Annotated in this window: 15 protein-coding genes; 8 read left to right on the top strand and 7 right to left on the bottom strand. The window is 67.8% G+C overall.

Annotation, left to right across the window (positions count from 1 at the left end; translation table 11 throughout):
* Positions 1-74 precede the first annotated feature (74 nt).
* Both E0H75_RS29900 and E0H75_RS29895 read left to right on the top strand, forming a co-directional pair.
* Positions 75-887 (top strand): DeoR/GlpR family DNA-binding transcription regulator, encoded by an 813-nt coding sequence (locus E0H75_RS29900; protein ID WP_131352887.1) that lies wholly within the window; start codon positions 75-77, stop codon positions 885-887.
* A gap of 4 nt (positions 888-891) precedes the next feature.
* A complete protein-coding gene (locus E0H75_RS29895; RefSeq protein WP_131517019.1) occupies positions 892-2115 on the top strand; it encodes an MFS transporter in 1224 nt (407 codons plus the stop codon).
* On the opposite strand, the gene E0H75_RS29890 is transcribed toward E0H75_RS29895, so the two are convergent.
* From E0H75_RS29890 to galT, 3 genes are all read right to left on the bottom strand, one after another.
* Complete coding sequence (locus E0H75_RS29890; protein WP_131517018.1) at positions 2105-2887, bottom strand: M23 family metallopeptidase; 783 nt, start codon at positions 2885-2887, stop codon at positions 2105-2107. The genes E0H75_RS29895 and E0H75_RS29890 overlap by 11 nt on opposite strands.
* 94 nt (positions 2888-2981) lie before the next feature.
* A complete protein-coding gene (gene galK, locus E0H75_RS29885) occupies positions 2982-4112 on the bottom strand; it encodes a galactokinase (protein ID WP_131517017.1) in 1131 nt (376 codons plus the stop codon).
* Entirely contained in the window at positions 4109-5155 is a 1047-nt protein-coding gene (galT, locus tag E0H75_RS29880; protein WP_131517016.1) for a galactose-1-phosphate uridylyltransferase, read from the bottom strand. Before galT ends, galK begins: the two co-directional genes overlap by 4 nt.
* A 334-nt stretch (positions 5156-5489) precedes the next feature.
* On the opposite strand from galT, the gene E0H75_RS29875 reads away from it, so the two are divergent.
* Positions 5490-6818, top strand: coding sequence for a hemolysin family protein (locus E0H75_RS29875; RefSeq protein WP_131517015.1), 1329 nt, complete (start codon positions 5490-5492; stop codon positions 6816-6818).
* Here the strand turns inward: E0H75_RS29875 and E0H75_RS29870 are convergent.
* The 3 genes from E0H75_RS29870 to E0H75_RS29860 are packed head-to-tail and all read right to left on the bottom strand — an operon-like array spanning position 6760 to position 9542.
* Positions 6760-8031, bottom strand: coding sequence for an MFS transporter (locus tag E0H75_RS29870; RefSeq protein WP_131517014.1), 1272 nt, complete (start codon positions 8029-8031; stop codon positions 6760-6762). The genes E0H75_RS29875 and E0H75_RS29870 overlap by 59 nt on opposite strands.
* Positions 8032-8033: 2 nt before the next feature.
* Positions 8034-8642 (bottom strand): helix-turn-helix domain-containing protein, encoded by a 609-nt coding sequence (locus E0H75_RS29865; RefSeq protein WP_131517013.1) that lies wholly within the window; start codon positions 8640-8642, stop codon positions 8034-8036.
* Between the two features lie 57 nt (positions 8643-8699).
* Positions 8700-9542, bottom strand: coding sequence for an alpha/beta fold hydrolase (locus tag E0H75_RS29860; protein ID WP_131517012.1), 843 nt, complete (start codon positions 9540-9542; stop codon positions 8700-8702).
* Positions 9543-9710: 168 nt separating this feature from the next.
* On the opposite strand from E0H75_RS29860, the gene E0H75_RS29855 reads away from it, so the two are divergent.
* The gene (locus E0H75_RS29855) at positions 9711-10094 is read left to right on the top strand and encodes a YciI family protein (protein WP_131517011.1); all 384 of its coding nucleotides are present in this window, start codon (positions 9711-9713) and stop codon (positions 10092-10094) included.
* A 63-nt stretch (positions 10095-10157) separates the two neighbouring features.
* Here the strand turns inward: E0H75_RS29855 and E0H75_RS29850 are convergent, their stop codons facing one another.
* Positions 10158-11147, bottom strand: coding sequence for an N-acetylglucosamine kinase (locus E0H75_RS29850; RefSeq protein ID WP_238163348.1), 990 nt, complete (start codon positions 11145-11147; stop codon positions 10158-10160).
* A gap of 257 nt (positions 11148-11404) precedes the next feature.
* On the opposite strand from E0H75_RS29850, the gene E0H75_RS29845 reads away from it, so the two are divergent.
* From E0H75_RS29845 to E0H75_RS29830, 4 genes are read left to right on the top strand one after another with little or no spacing between them, the layout of a single operon-like run.
* Complete coding sequence (locus E0H75_RS29845; protein WP_131517009.1) at positions 11405-12187, top strand: sugar isomerase domain-containing protein; 783 nt, start codon at positions 11405-11407, stop codon at positions 12185-12187.
* A gap of 23 nt (positions 12188-12210) precedes the next feature.
* On the top strand, positions 12211-13629 hold the full coding sequence (gene ngcE / locus E0H75_RS29840; RefSeq protein WP_131517008.1) for an N-acetylglucosamine/diacetylchitobiose ABC transporter substrate-binding protein: 1419 nt from the start codon (positions 12211-12213) through the stop codon (positions 13627-13629).
* Positions 13630-13646: 17 nt separating this feature from the next.
* Positions 13647-14621 carry a carbohydrate ABC transporter permease gene (locus E0H75_RS29835; protein WP_238163347.1) on the top strand — a complete coding sequence of 325 codons (975 nt, stop codon included), beginning with the start codon at positions 13647-13649 and terminating at the stop codon, positions 14619-14621.
* A complete protein-coding gene (locus E0H75_RS29830) occupies positions 14618-15511 on the top strand; it encodes a carbohydrate ABC transporter permease (protein ID WP_131517007.1) in 894 nt (297 codons plus the stop codon). Before E0H75_RS29835 ends, E0H75_RS29830 begins: the two co-directional genes overlap by 4 nt.
* Positions 15512-15600 lie beyond the last annotated feature (89 nt).

The raw sequence follows: 15600 nt of genomic DNA, 5'->3' as shown, positions 1-15600 counted from the left end.
AGGGTGACAAGGTGGCATCGCCGCGGCAATGCCATTTCCCTGACAGCGGCACGTTCTCCGTCTAGTCTGTGGGGGTGAACGCAGCTGGAACAGAGGCTCCGAAGGGCCGGGGAGGGCAGCTGGCCGCCCAGCGACAGGCCACGATCGTTGCCGAGGTCAACAGTCGTGGCGCGATCACCGTGGCCGAGCTGGTGGACCGGTTCGGCGTGTCCGACATGACGATCCGGCGCGATCTGGACGCACTCGACTCGAGCGGTCTGCTGCACAAGGTGCACGGCGGCGCCACCTCGGTGGGGCTGCGGAGTGCACACGAGCCCGGGTTCGACGCCAAGCTGACGCAGGAGTCCGCGGCCAAGCAGGCGATCGCGGCCGAGGCAGCCGGCCGGGTGCAGCCGGACAGTGCGATCGGCATCGGTGCTGGTACGACGACGTACGCGCTGGCCCGTCAGTTGCTCCGGGTGGAGAACCTCACAGTCGTGACGAACTCGGCGCGGATCGCGGATGTGTTCCATGGCAACAGCCGCTCCGACCGCACCGTCGTACTGATCGGCGGCATTCGTACGCCGTCCGATGCGCTGGTCGGACCGATCGCGACGGCGGCGCTGGCGTCGTTGCATCTCGACCTGCTGTTCCTCGGCGCGCACGGCGTCGACGCGGAGCACGGTCTGAGTACGCCGAACCTGATGGAGGCCGAGACCAACCGCTCCTTCATCGGCGCGAGCCGCGAGGTGGTCGTGGTCGCGGACCACACCAAGTGGGGGACCGTCGGCCTGAGTACGTTCGCCACCTGGTCGGACCTGGACGTCATCGTCACCGACTCCGGCCTGTCCACCGCAGCCCGCAAAGCCATGCGCGACACAGGCTGCGATCTGGTCATCGCCTCGTGAGGTCATGAGAAGGAGCCGAGAGGCTCCGCTCGGTAGGCCGTACTGGGTTCTCTGGACCGCTGGCGCCGTCTCGTTCGCCGGTGACGGGATCATGTTCGGCGCGCTGCCGTTGCTGGCCGCATCGATCACCCGCGATCCCCGCATCGTCTCGCTCACCGAGGCGGTCACGAACGTCGGCTGGCTGCTGCTCGGCCTGATCTCCGGCGTGATGGTGGACCGCTGGCGGCGGACAACGACGATGTGGATCGTCGACGCGATCCGGGCGGTGGTCGCCGGCGCGTTCGCGGTCGTGGTACTGCTCGACCTCGGGACGATCCCGCTCCTGCTGCTGACCGCGTTCCTGCTCGGTCTGCTCGCACCGTTCTTCGACAACGCCGCGTCGGTGGTGGTGACCGACGTCGTCGTACCGGCCTCACTCGAACGGGCGAACGGCTACAGCCAGGCCTCGCTCGTGCTGCTTTCGAGCCTGATCGGTCCGCCGCTGGGCGCGGCGTTGTTCGTGCTCAGCCGCGGGCTGCCGATCCTGCTGAACGCCGTCTCGTTCGCCGGCGCGGCGGTACTCGTCTGGATCATCCGGAAGTCCGCGCCGGCTCGCGTCATCGACGCCGACCGCCACCTCGGCCGCGAACTGAAGGAAGGACTCGTCTATCTCTGGCAGCACAAGTTGCTGCGAACACTGTGCCTGGTGCTCACGATCGTGAACGCGGTCGGCGCCGGCATCGTCGCGATCCTGGTGCTGTACGTCCTGGAAGTACTGCACCTGCCGCAGGCCGGCTTCGGCTGGCTGGTCGCCATCTACGCGATCGGCGGTGTGCTCGGTGCGTTCGTCGCGCCGCGGTTGTCCCGCCGGCTCTCGACCTCCGCCAGCCTGATCGGGGCGTTGTTCCTCAGCGGCGTGGCGATCGTGTGCTTCGGCGTCCTGTCCGGCCTGGCCCCGGTCGCCGTGGCCGCGGTCGCCCTCGGCTTCGGCAGCAGTTGGTGGAACGTCGTCTCGATCACTGTGCGGCAGCGCATCGTACCGGCGGAACTGCTCGGCCGGGTGACCGCGGTCTATCGGATGGTCGCGTTCTGCGCGGCACCGCTGGGTGCGGTCGGTGCGGGGTTCCTCGCCCACCGCACCGACCTGCGCACTCCTTACCTGGTGATGGGTCTGATCCAACTGGCGGCCACTGCCGTCTCCGCGCCGTTGATCCGGCGCGAGGTGCGAGCGGCGACGGCTACGCCTTGATGGTGTACTTCGGGCCGAACAGCTTGCCGGCCTGCTTCGGACCGATGTTCCCGTCGGCGGCCGCGCTGCCGGGCAGGCATCCGTCCTTCTGGATCTGCCACTTGGTCGCCTCGTTCTTCGTGGCCAGGTCGTAGTTCCCGGACAGCCCGAGGTTCTTGCCGTCCTTGAGCTTGATGTTGTTCAGCACGAACTGGAGCCGCTTGACGCTGTCGGAGTTCGTCGTACCGAAGTGCAGCTTGCTCACGAACACTTCGCCCGAGGCCAGCGGCCCCTCCTTACTCGCTGTGTAGACCTGTGACGGCGGGTAGATGCAGATCCCGTTGGCCGCCGTACCCTTCGGCTCCTTCTCCCTGGCGCCGATGTCTTGGAGATAGTCGTATCTGGTGGCGGCGGTCCGGTGACCCCACATCGCCGCCACGTGCAGATGCGGACCGGTCGCATGGCCCGAGCTGCCCGACTTGCCGAGCAGGTCGCCGGCCTTGATCTTCTGGCCTTTCTTCACGTTGATCCCCGGAGACAGGTGCTGGAACAGCACCGACGCCTTCCGGCCGCCGTGGACGATCCCGAGCAGCACCCAGTTGGATTCCGCGCCGACCTTGCTGCTCGGCACGTTCGACGCGCCGTCGTGACAGGCCAGTACGACGCCGTCGGCCACCGCGGTGACCGACGTACCGGTCGGGACCGGGTAGTCGAACGCGGCGTGCTTACCGCCTTTGGAGTAACGCCATCCGGTCCCCACCTTGAGCTTCCCCGCAGGCAAAGGCTGAGCCATTGCCCCCACCTCACTTCCCCCTGTGTATTTCCCCTTATCGAGAACGTACGCCTGGGGGCGGCGGCTGCCCAGCCCTTATGCCCGAACGGGCACCTCAGCCGACCCGCGAGGCTCCCGCCGACGGTGTCGCGGCGAGGGCGTTGGGGGTGTTGAAACCGTGCTCCGCAAAGGCTTTCTCGATCGCGGCCAGGACCGAGTCGGCCGTACCGGCCTCGGTCAGCGCGATGATGCAGCCGCCGAAACCGCCGCCGGTCATCCGCGCACCGAGCGCACCGGCCGCGAGAGCAGTGTCGACCGCGACGTCCAACTCAGGCACGGTGATCTCGAAGTCGTCCCGCAGTGACGCGTGCGATGCGGTGAACAACGGTCCGACGTCGCGCAACCGGCCGGCGTGCATCAGCGCGACCGCGTCCTCGACGCGGCGGATCTCCGTGACCACGTGGCGTACGCGGCGCCGTACGACGTCGTCGGGCAAACGATCGAGTGCCGCAGCGAGCTCCTCGAACGCGATCGATCGCAACGCCGGTACGCCGAGTTCTGCCGCGGCCTGCTCGCAGCTCTTCCGGCGGGCGGCGTACTCACCGTCGACGTGCCGATGCGGTGCCTTCACATCCACGACCAGCAGGGCGAGGTCGTCGGCGGCCGGGTCGAACGGGATCTGCTCGGTCGACATCGCGCGGATGTCGAAGTACAGGGCATGACCGGCCGTGCAGCACATCGACGCCATTTGGTCCATCAGTCCGACCGGCGCACCGACGTACTGGTTCTCGGCGCGTTGTGCCAGCCGCGCGACCTCGCCGGGGTCGACGTCGATGTCGCGCAAGCCGAGGAGCGCGACGGATGTCGCACACAGCAGTGCCGCGGAGGAGGAGAGACCGGCGCCCGAAGGGAGGTCGGAGTCGACCAGCAGGTTCGCGCCGCCGATCGCGTAACCGGACTCCCGCAGGATCCAAGCAGCACCCGCCGGGTACGCCGCCCAGTCGCCGACCGAGCCCGGTCCCAGCTCGTCGACGGCGAACTGGATCACGCCGCGATGCCCGGTGGAGGCGACCCGGATCCGGCCGTCGTCGCGTTTCGACGCGGTCACCAGGATCCGGTTCGGCAGGGCGATCGGCAGCACCAGACCGTCGTTGTAGTCGGTGTGTTCGCCGATCAGGTTGACCCGGCCCGGCGCGCGCCAGCTTCCGTCCGGCGTGGTGCCGAAGACGTCCTCGAACGAGCTCACGAACCAACCTTCCGCAGGGTCTCGGCCACGTCCTCGGGCCGGGTGTCGCTGATGAACGCGCCCATCCCGGACTCCGAGCCGGCCAGGTACTTGATCTTGTCCGCGGCCCGGCGGATCGACAACAGCTCGAGGTGAAGGTAGCCGAGCTCGCGGTCGATCCGGACCGGGGCCTGGTGCCACGCGGCGATGTAGGGCAGCGGGTCGCCGTACAGACCGTCGAGGCGGCTCAGTACGTCGAGGTACAGCTCGGCGAAGTCGTCGCGCTCGCCGACCGACAGCTCGTCGATCCCGGCCACCTGGCGGTGCGGGTACAGGTGCACCTCGACCGGCCAGCGGGCCGCCTCGGGCACGAACGCGGTCCAGTTGCCGTTCTCGGCGATGACCCGGGTGCCCTCCTTGCGCTCGGCCGCCAGGACGTCGGCGAACAGGTTGCTGCCGGCAACTTCCTGGTGGCGGCGGGCCTGCGTCATCAGGGTGCGCATCCGCGGCGGCAGGAACGGGTAGGCGTAGATCTGGCCGTGCGGGTGGCTCAGCGTCACGCCGATCTCGCGGCCGCGGTTCTCGAACGGGAAGACCAGTTCGACGTCGTCGCGGGCGCCGAGCTCGGCGGTCCGGTCGGCCCAGGTGTCGACGACCAGCCGGGCCTGGCCCTGGGACAGGTTGGTGAAGGACTGGTTGTGGTCGCTGGTGAAGCAGACCACCTCGGTGCGGCCCGGGCCGGCGAAGGACGGGAACCGGTTCTCGAACACCGCGACGTTGTAGTCGTGGTCCGGGATCTCGGTCGGGTTGCCCGGCTTGCTCGCGCACAGCGGGCACTGGTCGGCCGGCGGCAGGTAGGTCCGGGTGTTGCGGTGGGTCGCGTACGTGATCACGTCGCCGGTCAACGGGTCGGTCCGCATCTCGACCTGGGGCTGTGGTGCCGGCAGCCCGCGGGTGTCCGCCAGCGGAACCCGCACCGGCGCATCGGCCGGGTCGTAGTAGATGAGCTCGCGTCCGTCGGACAGCTTGGTGTCCGTCCGGCGCGCGCCACGCGGTGTGTTCATCGATTGACCCTCCCGGCCGCCCCGACACTGGTCAGCCAGGAATCATCGTAAACCAACAAACTCGAACATGCATCGTTGGACCTGCCACCGGTGGGCATAACCCTCCATTCCCTGCAGTCGCGAGCAGGTGCCCGGTGGTGTAGCTCGGTGTGCTGGAGCGAAGGCGTTGATGTGGTGCCATCATGGCCGTTGCTCCAGTGCAGCGAGGTGCGCCACCGGGTGCCGCGCAGCACGCAGGGGGTGGAGGGTTATGCCCTAGGGTAGGTAAATGGACGACTACGCCCAACGAACGCCCTCTCGGCAGCTGACGAGAGGGCGCTAGGAACTCCCACCCATGAACGACACGCTGCTCAATATCGTCCTGATTCTTGTCTTCGTGCTGATCGGTGGGGTCTTCGCCGCAGCCGAGATGGCCCTGGTCTCCCTGCGCGAGAGTCAGCTCAAGTCGCTGTCGCACCGCGGCCGGCGCGGCGAGATCGTGGCCAAGGTGGCCGCCAATCCGAACCGGTTCCTGTCCGCGGTCCAGATCGGCGTGACCCTGATGGGCTTCCTGTCCGCCGCCTTCGGTGGCGCGACGCTGGCCGACTCACTCTCCCCGCACCTGCAGAAGCTGGGCCTGCCCGAGTCGGTCGCGAACACGGCCGCCCTGGTGCTGATCACCATCGCCATCTCCTACGTCTCGATCGTGCTCGGCGAGCTCGCGGCCAAGCGGCTCGCGCTCCAGCGGGCGGAGACGTTCGCCCTCGGCCTCGCCCCGCTGGTCGACCGGATCGCCTCGATCGCCCGCCCGGTGATCTGGCTGCTGTCCAAGTCCACCGACCTGGTGGTCCGCGCGCTCGGCGGCGACCCGAACGCGAACCGTGAGGTGATGTCCGACGAGGAGTTGCGCGACCTGGTCTCCGGGCACGAGTCACTCGGCGAGGAGGAACGCCGGATCGTCGACGACGTGTTCGAGGCCGGCGGCCGGCAGTTGCGCGAGCTGATGCTCCCGCGCACCGAGGTGGACTTCGTGGACGCGGAGATGCCGGCGTACAAGGCGGTGAAGTTCGCGGCCGAGCGGCCGCACTCGCGGTACCCGGTGATGAACGGGTCCGCCGACGACATCGTCGGGTTCGTCCACGTCCGGGACCTGTTCGACCCCGCGGTCGCGTCCCGCTCGGTCCGGGTCGGCGACCTGGCGCGTGAGGTGCTGATGCTGCCGGACACCGCGAAACTGCTGCCCACGCTGACGGAGATGCGCCGCCGCAGTACTCACCTGGCGATCGTGCTGGACGAGTACGGCGGTACGGCGGGCATCGTCACGCTGGAGGACCTGGTCGAGGAGCTGATCGGCGACATCCGGGACGAGTACGACGAGGAGTCCGTCGAGACGACCCGGTTGCGCAGCGGCGACATCGAGGTCGACGGCCTGCTCAACCTGGACGACTTCGCCGACGAGACCGGCCTCGAGCTCCCGGACGGCCCGTACGAGACGGTCGGTGGCTTCCTCGCCGCGCGGCTCGGCAAGGTGCCGGCCGCGGGCGAGGAGGTCCAGGTTGGCGACCACAACCTGATCGTGATGGCGATGGACGGACGCCGGGTCGCCCGGGTCCGGGTGCACCTGATCAAGCCGACAGACGGTGAGCCGGTTCCGGATGCGGAGCCAGCGTCCGCCGCCGACTGACGATCACCAGACCGCCGACGACGTACCCGAGTCCCTGGAAGACGAGGACCGGGATGATGCCGACCGCGTCACCGAGGACACCGGCGGCCACGATGCCGACCAGTACGGCGACGCCTTCGGCGGCGGCGATCGCGCCGAAGACCCGGCCGCGGATGCGGTCCTCGGTGAGGCGTTGCAGCACCGTCATCAGGCCGGCGATCGCGAACGCACCAGGTACGCCGACGACGATCATGCAGACGAACGCCGGGATCAGGCTGTCCGAGACGAGCGGGTAGCAGAACAGGATCAGGTCGATCAGGCCGAACAGCAGCGATCCGATCCCGAGCATTGTTGCTGCAGGCAACCGTGAGCCGACCGATGCGGCGACCAGGCCGCCGATGATGCCGCCGATCGCCTGCGACGAGACGATCAGGCCGTACGCCTTCCCGTCGCCGCCCAGCTCGGCACTGACGAACGGCGCGAACAGTGTGCTCATCACGCCTTCGCCGACACCGGTGACGACGCAGAAGCCGAACAGCAGCCGCATCCCCGCACTGCCGACGCACAGCCGGAGCCCTTCGGTCCATTCCGCTTTCAGCCGCTTGATCGCTCCTTCGGCGGCTTCCTCCGCGGACTGTTCTTCTTGATGGCGTGTGGTGCGGTGGCGAATGCCGGCGACGAGAGCGACCGCGACCAGGAAGGTCACCGCGTCCGCGATCGCCAGCAGGGGCAGGCCGCCGACGGCCGCGAGCACACCGCCGAGTGCGGCGCCGACGAGCCGGGCGATGTCACGGATCTGATTGTTCAGGGCATTCGCGGTCACGAGTTGCTCTGACTCGACCAGGGCCGGGACGAGGGACTGCTCGGCCGGGGTGAAGAACTGTTGCAGGCAACTCTGTGCGAGCACGACGCAGTACACGATCCAGATCGCGCCCTCGTCGCGGACCGCGAGGAGCGGAAGCAGGACCACGGCGTTCAGGATGTTCGTCACGATCATCGTCGTACGCCGGTCCCAGCGGTCGACGAAGACGCCGGCCAGCGAGCCGAGCAGGACCGGTGGTACGAACGACGCCAGCAGCAGGCCGCCGGATGCGAGCGTGGATCCGGTCAGCACGTACACCTGGAACGACAGGCCGGTGCGGAGCAGCCAGTCGCCGGTGAGAGAGATCAGCCCGGCGCTCAGCATCAGCCGATAGTCGCGTTGCCGCGCGAGGACGCCCCACAGGTCCTTCATCGCTACTCCTCTTCGGAACCGGTCGGTTCGGGGGTGATCGTGACGATCTGGGTGATGGCGACGTGCCGGCTCCCGGCCGGACGGGTGGACTTGTCGTCGATCGGCCGCTCGTCGATGTACCGCTGCACGAGGGCGTTGATCTGCTCGACGAGCTCGGCCAACTCCTCGCCGGTCAGGTAGACACCGCTCTGCCCGATGCCGGAGTGGTCGCGCCAGATCGGGTCCTCGACCGGCCGCTGCTGCTGCCACCTGCTGAGTGACTCCAGCGCACGCTCGGCCAGCAGTTGCTCGAGTACGTCGGCCGCCGCAGCGCCTTCCGGAGTCTGGGCTGCCTCGCGCCATGACTGTGACGTCGACACCAGCCGCCACGGCCGCTCCCGGTTGTCCTTGCCGGGAGCGGGCTCGACGAAGTCGTACTTCGCCAGTTGCCGCAGGTGGTGTGAGGCCAGTGCCTGGCTGATTCCGAGCCGCCGGGCCGCGTCGGCCGCGGTCATCGGCCCCTCCCGGCCCAGCAACCCCTGCAGATCCAGCCGCACCGGGTGCGCCATCGCCCGGATCGCCAGCGGATCGTCGAGCAGCCGCGTCCGCCGCGGCTCATTCTCCAAAGACATGCTTGGAATATGCGCCGAGCTGAATGAGATGTCAAGCCATTGCTTGGAATAGCTGGGTCAGCCGGTCTGTTCGCGGATCCACTCCAGGCCGGTCTCAGCCTGGGCCAGGACAGAGACGTGGCCGTCGCCGGGGAGGAGACGGAGGGCGGCCGGGCGGATGTGCCGGGCCAGCCAGGCACCGTGTGAGCTGGGGATGATGCCGTCGGTCTGGCCGTGGAAGAGCAGCGTGGGCGCGCTGATGGTGGTCGGGTCGCACCCCCAGGGCACTACATAAGAGCAGTCATCGTCGATCAGGCCGTCGGGACCGTTGGGCATCGACTTGTCGCCGGCCACCGAGCCCAGCCAGCCCCACGGTCCCTCGAACATCGCGAGGTCCTTGGCGGTGAACTCCGGGTCGTACTCGACTCCGGAAGCCTCGTGCCGCACCTTTGCGTCCCGGCCGGCCGCCGCGGCATGGAGTGACGCCAGACCGGACGGGATCATCCCGTCGTACCAGTCGAGCCCGGCGGCGTCGTACGGCGCGATGGCGGCGAATGTGGTGACTGCCTCTACCCGGTCGCCGAGGATCGCGGCGGCACCGAGGGCGTACGAACCGCCGCCCGAGTAGCCCATCAGCGCGAAAGTCCCGATGCCGAGGGAGTCCGCTACCGCGGTCAGGTCGGCGGTGACCGACGCCATCGTCCGCCCTGGCGCAGCGGTCGAACCGCCGTACCCGGGCCGGTCGAACGAGATCCACCGGATCCCGAGCCACTCGCCCGCTTCGGCCAGCGGCGCCGGCGGGACACCGAGGTTCGGCGTGCCGTGGTGCCAGAACACCGCCAGCCGGGCGTCGTCGCCAGGCGCGCTGTCATACACATGCAGCGTGCGCCCGTCGGCCAGCCGGAAGTCCATCTCGTCCATGTCGCTCACCTTAGATCCGTGGAGGTTTGGCGAGCGGTACGTCGGAGGGCCGCGGGAGGACTCGACATTTCGGGGCAGCAACTCTGCCCCGAACGCGAAATGTCGAGTCTTCCGGGCCGCCTCCGACCTCTGCTGCGAAGATCCACCCAGACTCCGAAAGGAACCGTCATGAAGTACCTGCTGCTGATTCACAGCAACCCGATCACCTGGGGGCACCCGTCCTTCCTGCACACCGAGGAAGGCCGGGCGCTGCCGAAGAAGGCCCGCGACGCGCTGGCCGCGCAGCTCGAGAACCTCCTCGAGGAGCTCGGCAAGTCCGGCGAGCTGGTCAACGCCGTCCCGCTCGACCCACCGGCCACCACCAAGGTGGTCCGGGTCCGCAAGGGCGTCCGCGCCACCACCGACGGGCCCTACTCCGAGGCCAAGGAACAGCTCGCCGGCGTCTTCCTCGTCGACGTGGCCACGCCGGAACGCGCCGAGGAGATCGCCGCCACCATCCCGGAGGCCGAGTTCTGCGCGGTCGAGGTCCGCCCGGTGTCGGTCTTCGACTAAAGGGCGTGTCTGATGGTCCCCCGCCTACTGTGCGGCACTCGGCGCGGGACCATCAGACACGCCCTAGCTGACCAGCCGGGTGTGGTTCTCCCGGGTCGCGAGAGCGGGGTCGAGGGCGCCGAGGGCCAGCCAGGTGGCGCCGCCGACCCCGTCCCGAGCGGTCAGGACCTCACCCGAGAACTGCCGATGGATGTTTTCCCGGATCAATTTGCCGACCGGTGATGTTTCTCCGGCCACACTTCCCGCGAGGACCATCGGGCCTTTGTCCGACGTTGTCGTGAGCCGGCTCACTGTTTCAATGAGCAATTCGGCTGCGCGTTTCACCAGAGCCCGTGCGGTGTCGTCATTGCGTTCGTACGCCGTCACCACGGTCCGCGCCAACTCAGCGAGCAGGACGGGTGGCCTGCTGTTCACCGTCCTGATCAGGTCGTCACGCAGTACGTCGTACCCCTCACGCAAGGTGATCGTTTGTTCGTCGCGGTCCGGCAGGATCGCCCGGACCACAGCCTCGCCGAGCAGCCCGATCGGCTCGCCGAGATCGAGAGCGAGCAGCACACTGCGCACAGCCTCCCGGCCCAGCCAGAATCCGGACCCCTCATCACCCAGCAGCCAGCCATGGCCGCCCGCGGTGCGGACCAGTTGGTGATCGCGGACCAGACCGGCGTTGCTGCCGGTGCCGACGATCAGCACGGTGCCGTCAGGCTCAGCCGTACCGGAGGCGAACGCGACCTCCAGGTCGCCGATGAAGTCCGGCTCCACGACCAGCCCCACGCCGGACCAGGCGGCGTCGAACTGCGCCTTCACATCCGGGCGTCCCAGCGCCGATCCGCCCGCCGCGCCGACCACTGCGGCCTTGACCGCGGTCGGATCCAGGCCGGACAGTGCCGCGTGAAGTGCCTGGCCGAAGTTGGCCGCCGCACTTGCGGGGTGGCTGGTCGGATTCCCGCCGGCCGCGGCCCCTCTTCCCACTACGTTGCCATCATGGTCAGCGATGACGATGCGGGTGGAGGTGCCGCCGAGGTCGCCGCCCAGGACCAGTGCCGAAGCTGGCATCAGGACCACCGAGTCCGCAGGTTCTGGCAGCGGGCGTTCGACCGACATACGCAATGCTCCAAACTGCTCAAAAGAGCCCTTTAGCAAGCACAAGAGAACAAGGTCACGCAACGGTCCCGATCTGAGGAGAAGACGGAGATGAGCCTTGACTTTAGCTGCCAGTTGAGAAAAGTTCTGTCCAGCAAACCGCAAACTTGCGCACTTGTCGGCATCCGGAGTGTCGCAGCGAACACATTAGTGGAGGGGTGGGGCCGCTGATGGCCAGCAGTAACCCGGGGGAGACCGGCGGAGTGAGCGCGCAGGACTATGTTCGCGCGCTGACGCCGATCATGACCGCGGTCACCGAGCAGATCGACGGCCCGATCCAGCAGGCCGCGGACCTGATGACCAAGGCATTACGCGCGAACGGGGTGATCCAGGCCTTCGGCTCCGGCCACTCCGAAGCGCTCGCGATGGAGATCGCCGGCCGCGCCGGTGGCCTGATCGCGACCAACCGGATCGCGCTGCGCGATCTGGTCCTGCTCGGCGGCGAATCGATCGAGGTCCTGCGCGGCGGCGAACTGGAGCGCGATCCGTCGATCGCGCGCCGCCTCTACGACCTGGCCGAGCCGCACCCAGACGACCTGTTCGTGATCGCCTCCAACTCGGGGGTGAACGGCTCGATCGTCGAGTTCGCCACCGTGGTGAAGGAGAAGGGCCACCCGCTGATCGCGATCACCTCGCTGCAGCACACCGGTGGGATGGACTCGCGCCATCCGTCCGGCCAGAAGCTGATCGACTGCGCGGACGTGGTGCTCGACAACCACGCGCCGTTCGGCGACTCCGTGCTCGACCTTCCCGGCGGTGGGGGCAAGGTCTGCGCCGTGTCCTCCATCACAGCCGCCCTGATTGCGCAGATGCTGGTGGCCGAGGTGCTCCGTAGGCTCACCGACGCCGGTGAGACTCCACCGGTGTACCTGTCGGCGAACATCCCGGGCGGCGACGAACACAACCACGCCCTTGAAGCAAGGTACGCCGGTCGTATCCGGCGTACTGCGTGAAACACTCCTTGGAAGGCGGGACAATGACTACTCCCAACAACCTGTCGCGGCGACTGTTCCTGCAGCGCGCAGCGGTGGGCACCTTGCTGGCGACCGGCGGCAGCACGCTGCTGGCCGCCTGTGCCACCGGCGGCAGCGACGACAGCGGTTCCGGCAGTGGGAGCGCCGACAAGACCGCGGACAACCCGTTCGGTATGACGGACAAGTCCACCGTTGACGCGGTGATCTTCAACGGTGGGTACGGCTACGACTATGTGACGTTCGCGGCCAACATCGTGCAGCAGAAGCACGCGGGTTCGACGGTCAAGGTCGCCCCGTCCACCCAGATCGCCCAGCAGCTGCAGCCGCGCTTCGTCGGTGGCAACCCGCCGGACCTGATCGACAACTCCGGCGCGAACCAGATCGGCTTCAACACGATCCTGGACCAGCTGGCGCCGCTGGACGACGTCTTCGAGGCCAACAACTACGAGGGCACGAAGATCGCCGACACGCTGTACGCGGGCGTCAAGACCCCCGGCACCTACGGCGACAAGTTCCTCGCGATCAACTACGTGCTCACCCTCTACGGCCTGTGGTACTCCGACAGCCTGTTCAAGGCGAACGGGTGGACGCCGCCGAAGACGTACGACGAGCTGCTCGACCTCGGCGCCAAGGCCAAGGCGAAGGGCAAGTACCTGTTCGTCTGGGGCAAGGAGGCCGCGACCTACTACCAGACGCTGGCCATCGACTCGGCGATCAAGGAAGGTGGCGACGACGTCCGGCTGTCGCTGGGCAACCTCGAGGGCGACTGCTGGTCGAAGCCGCAGGTCCAGGGCGTCTTCAAGGCCATGGAGACCATGGTGAAGAACGGGTACTTCGTCCCCGGCGGCGCCGGCACCCAGTTCACCGCGGCGCAGGCGAAGTGGAGCAACGACCAGCAGGCCGTCCTCTACCCGTCGGGCTCGTGGATCGAGAACGAGATGAAGAAGGCCACCAAGGCGGGTTTTGACATGAAGGGCATCCCGGAGCCCACGCTGAGCGCCGACTCGAAGCTGCCGTACGAGGCGCTGCGCAGCGCGGCCGGCGAGCCGTTCATCGTCCCGGCGAAGGGCAAGAACGTCGCGGGCGGCAAGGAGCTCCTGCGGGCCATGCTGTCCAAGGAGGCGGCGACCAACTTCGCCAAGACGCGGCTGGCGCCGACGATCGTCAAGGGCCTGGTGCCCGCGGACGGCTTCGGTTCCACCGCCCTGCAGTCGCAGACCGCAATGCTGGACGCGGCCGGCACCAACGTCTTCGACTACCAGTTCATCACCCTGTACGGCACGAACCCCGACCAGCTGGTCGTCTGGAACTCGTTCCTGTCCGGCAAGCTCGACGCGGCCGGACTGACGAAGGCCCTGCAGCAGATCACCGACAAGGTGCGCAACGACAGCTCCGTCAAGAAGATCCCGGTCACGAAGTGACCGTGACACAAGATGTCGTGACGGAGGGCGGGCCCAAACGGCCCGCCCCCCGGCGGCGCCGGCCGCTGACCTTCGACCGGGTCAGCTTCATGGTCGTGTTCCTCGGCCTGCCGCTGGCGGTCTTCGTGATCTTCGTGGTCTCCCCGTTCGTGCAGGCGCTGTGGTACTCGCTGACCGACTGGTCCGGGTTCACCTCGGGGATGAACTTCGTGGGCTTCGACAACTACGTCAAGCTGTTTCACGACGACATCTTCCTGAAGGCCGTCCGCAACAACGTCGAGCTCGCGATCGTCGTGCCGCTGGTGACGATTGTGCTGGCGCTGACGCTGGCCACGCTGGTGACGGTCGGCGGCGCCGGCACCGGGACCGTCCGCGGCCTGCGCAACTCCGGCTTCTACCGGATCGTCTCGTTCTTCCCGTACGTGATCCCCGCGATCGTGATCGGCCTGATCTGGGCCCAGGTCTTCACGCCGGGCTCCGGCATCCTGGACGCCGTACTGTCGAAGATCGGGCTGCACCAGTTCGAGAACTACGCGTGGCTCGGTGACGCGCGGACAGCGATGCCGGCGTCGATGTTCGTGATGATCTGGGGCTTCGTCGGTTTCTACATGGTGCTGTTCATCGCCGCCATCCGGGGGATCGACCCCGAGGTGTTCGAGGCGGCCCGGATCGACGGCGCCGGCCGGTTCCGTACGGCGGTGTCGCTGATCCTGCCGCTGATCCGGGACAACGTGCAGACGGCGTACATCTATCTCGGCATCGCCGCCCTCGACGCCTTCGTCTACATGCAGGCGCTGAACCCCGGCGGCGGCCCGCAGAACTCGACCCTGGTCATGCCCCAGCAACTGTTCACCACAGCCTTCACCAAGGGGCAGTTCGGTTACTCGACGGCGATGGGCGTGATCCTGGCCGTGGTGACGATGCTCTTCGCGTTCCTGGTCTTCCTGGTGAACACCCTGACCGGCGGACGTGAGCGGAAGGTACGCCGATGACAACCACAACCGCCGATCGCGCCGAGTTCGTCGCCGCGTCCCGCGCGCCCGGCAAGCGGTCGCGGGAGGGCAAGGGCGTGGCCACGACCGCCCACATCGCGCTGATCCTGTGGTCGCTGCTGGTGATCCTGCCGCTGCTGTGGACGCTGCTGTCCTCGTTCAAGTCGACACAGGAGATCCTGGGCAACCCACTGTCGCTGCCGGGCAAGCTGCGCTTCGGCAACTACGCCAGCGCCTGGACGACGGCCGGCATCGGTCGGTACTTCCTGAACACGGTGGTCGTCGTCGGCTGCGCGCTGGTGCTGGTGATGATCCTCGGTGCCATGTGTGCGTACGTGCTGGCCAGGTTCTCGTTCCCCGGCAACCGGCTGATCTACTACTCCATGCTGGCCGGGCTGACGTTCCCGGTCTTCCTGGCGATCGTGCCGCTGTTCTTCGTGCTGAAGAACTTCGCGCTGCTCAACACCCTGCCCGGGTTGATCATCACCTACGTCGCGTTCGCGCTGCCGTTCACCGTCTTCTTCCTGCACAGCTTCTTCAAGGCGCTGCCGGGCGAGGTCTACGAGGCGGCGCAGATCGACGGGGCAGGTGAGTGGCGCTCGTTCTTCTCGGTGATGTTGCCGATGGCGCGGCCGGGGATGGCGTCGGTCGCCATCTTCAACTTCCTGGGGTTGTGGAACCAGTTCCTGCTCCCCGTGGCCCTGAACACCGACTCGAAGAACTACGTGCTCTCGCAGGGCATGGCCTCGTTCGCATCGCAAGCCGGTTACGCGGTGGACTTCGGCGCCCTGTTCGCGGCCGTGGTCATCACGGTGGCGCCGGTTCTGGTGGTCTACATCATCTTCCAGCGCCAACTGCAGGTCTCCGTCACCGCCGGAGGCGTGAAGTAGTCACAGCCCTGGTGCTGACCGGGCGGCGCTCCTCGAAGACGAGGAGCGCCCGCCCGAAGAAGCCGGGATGGCTACCAAAAAAGCTCTCG

The sequence above is a fragment of the Kribbella capetownensis genome (assembly GCF_004331485.1).
Taxonomy (GTDB): Bacteria; Actinomycetota; Actinomycetes; order Propionibacteriales; family Kribbellaceae; genus Kribbella; species Kribbella capetownensis.
Note: the sequence above shows the minus strand (reverse complement) of the source record. Positions and strands in the feature narration are given on the sequence as shown.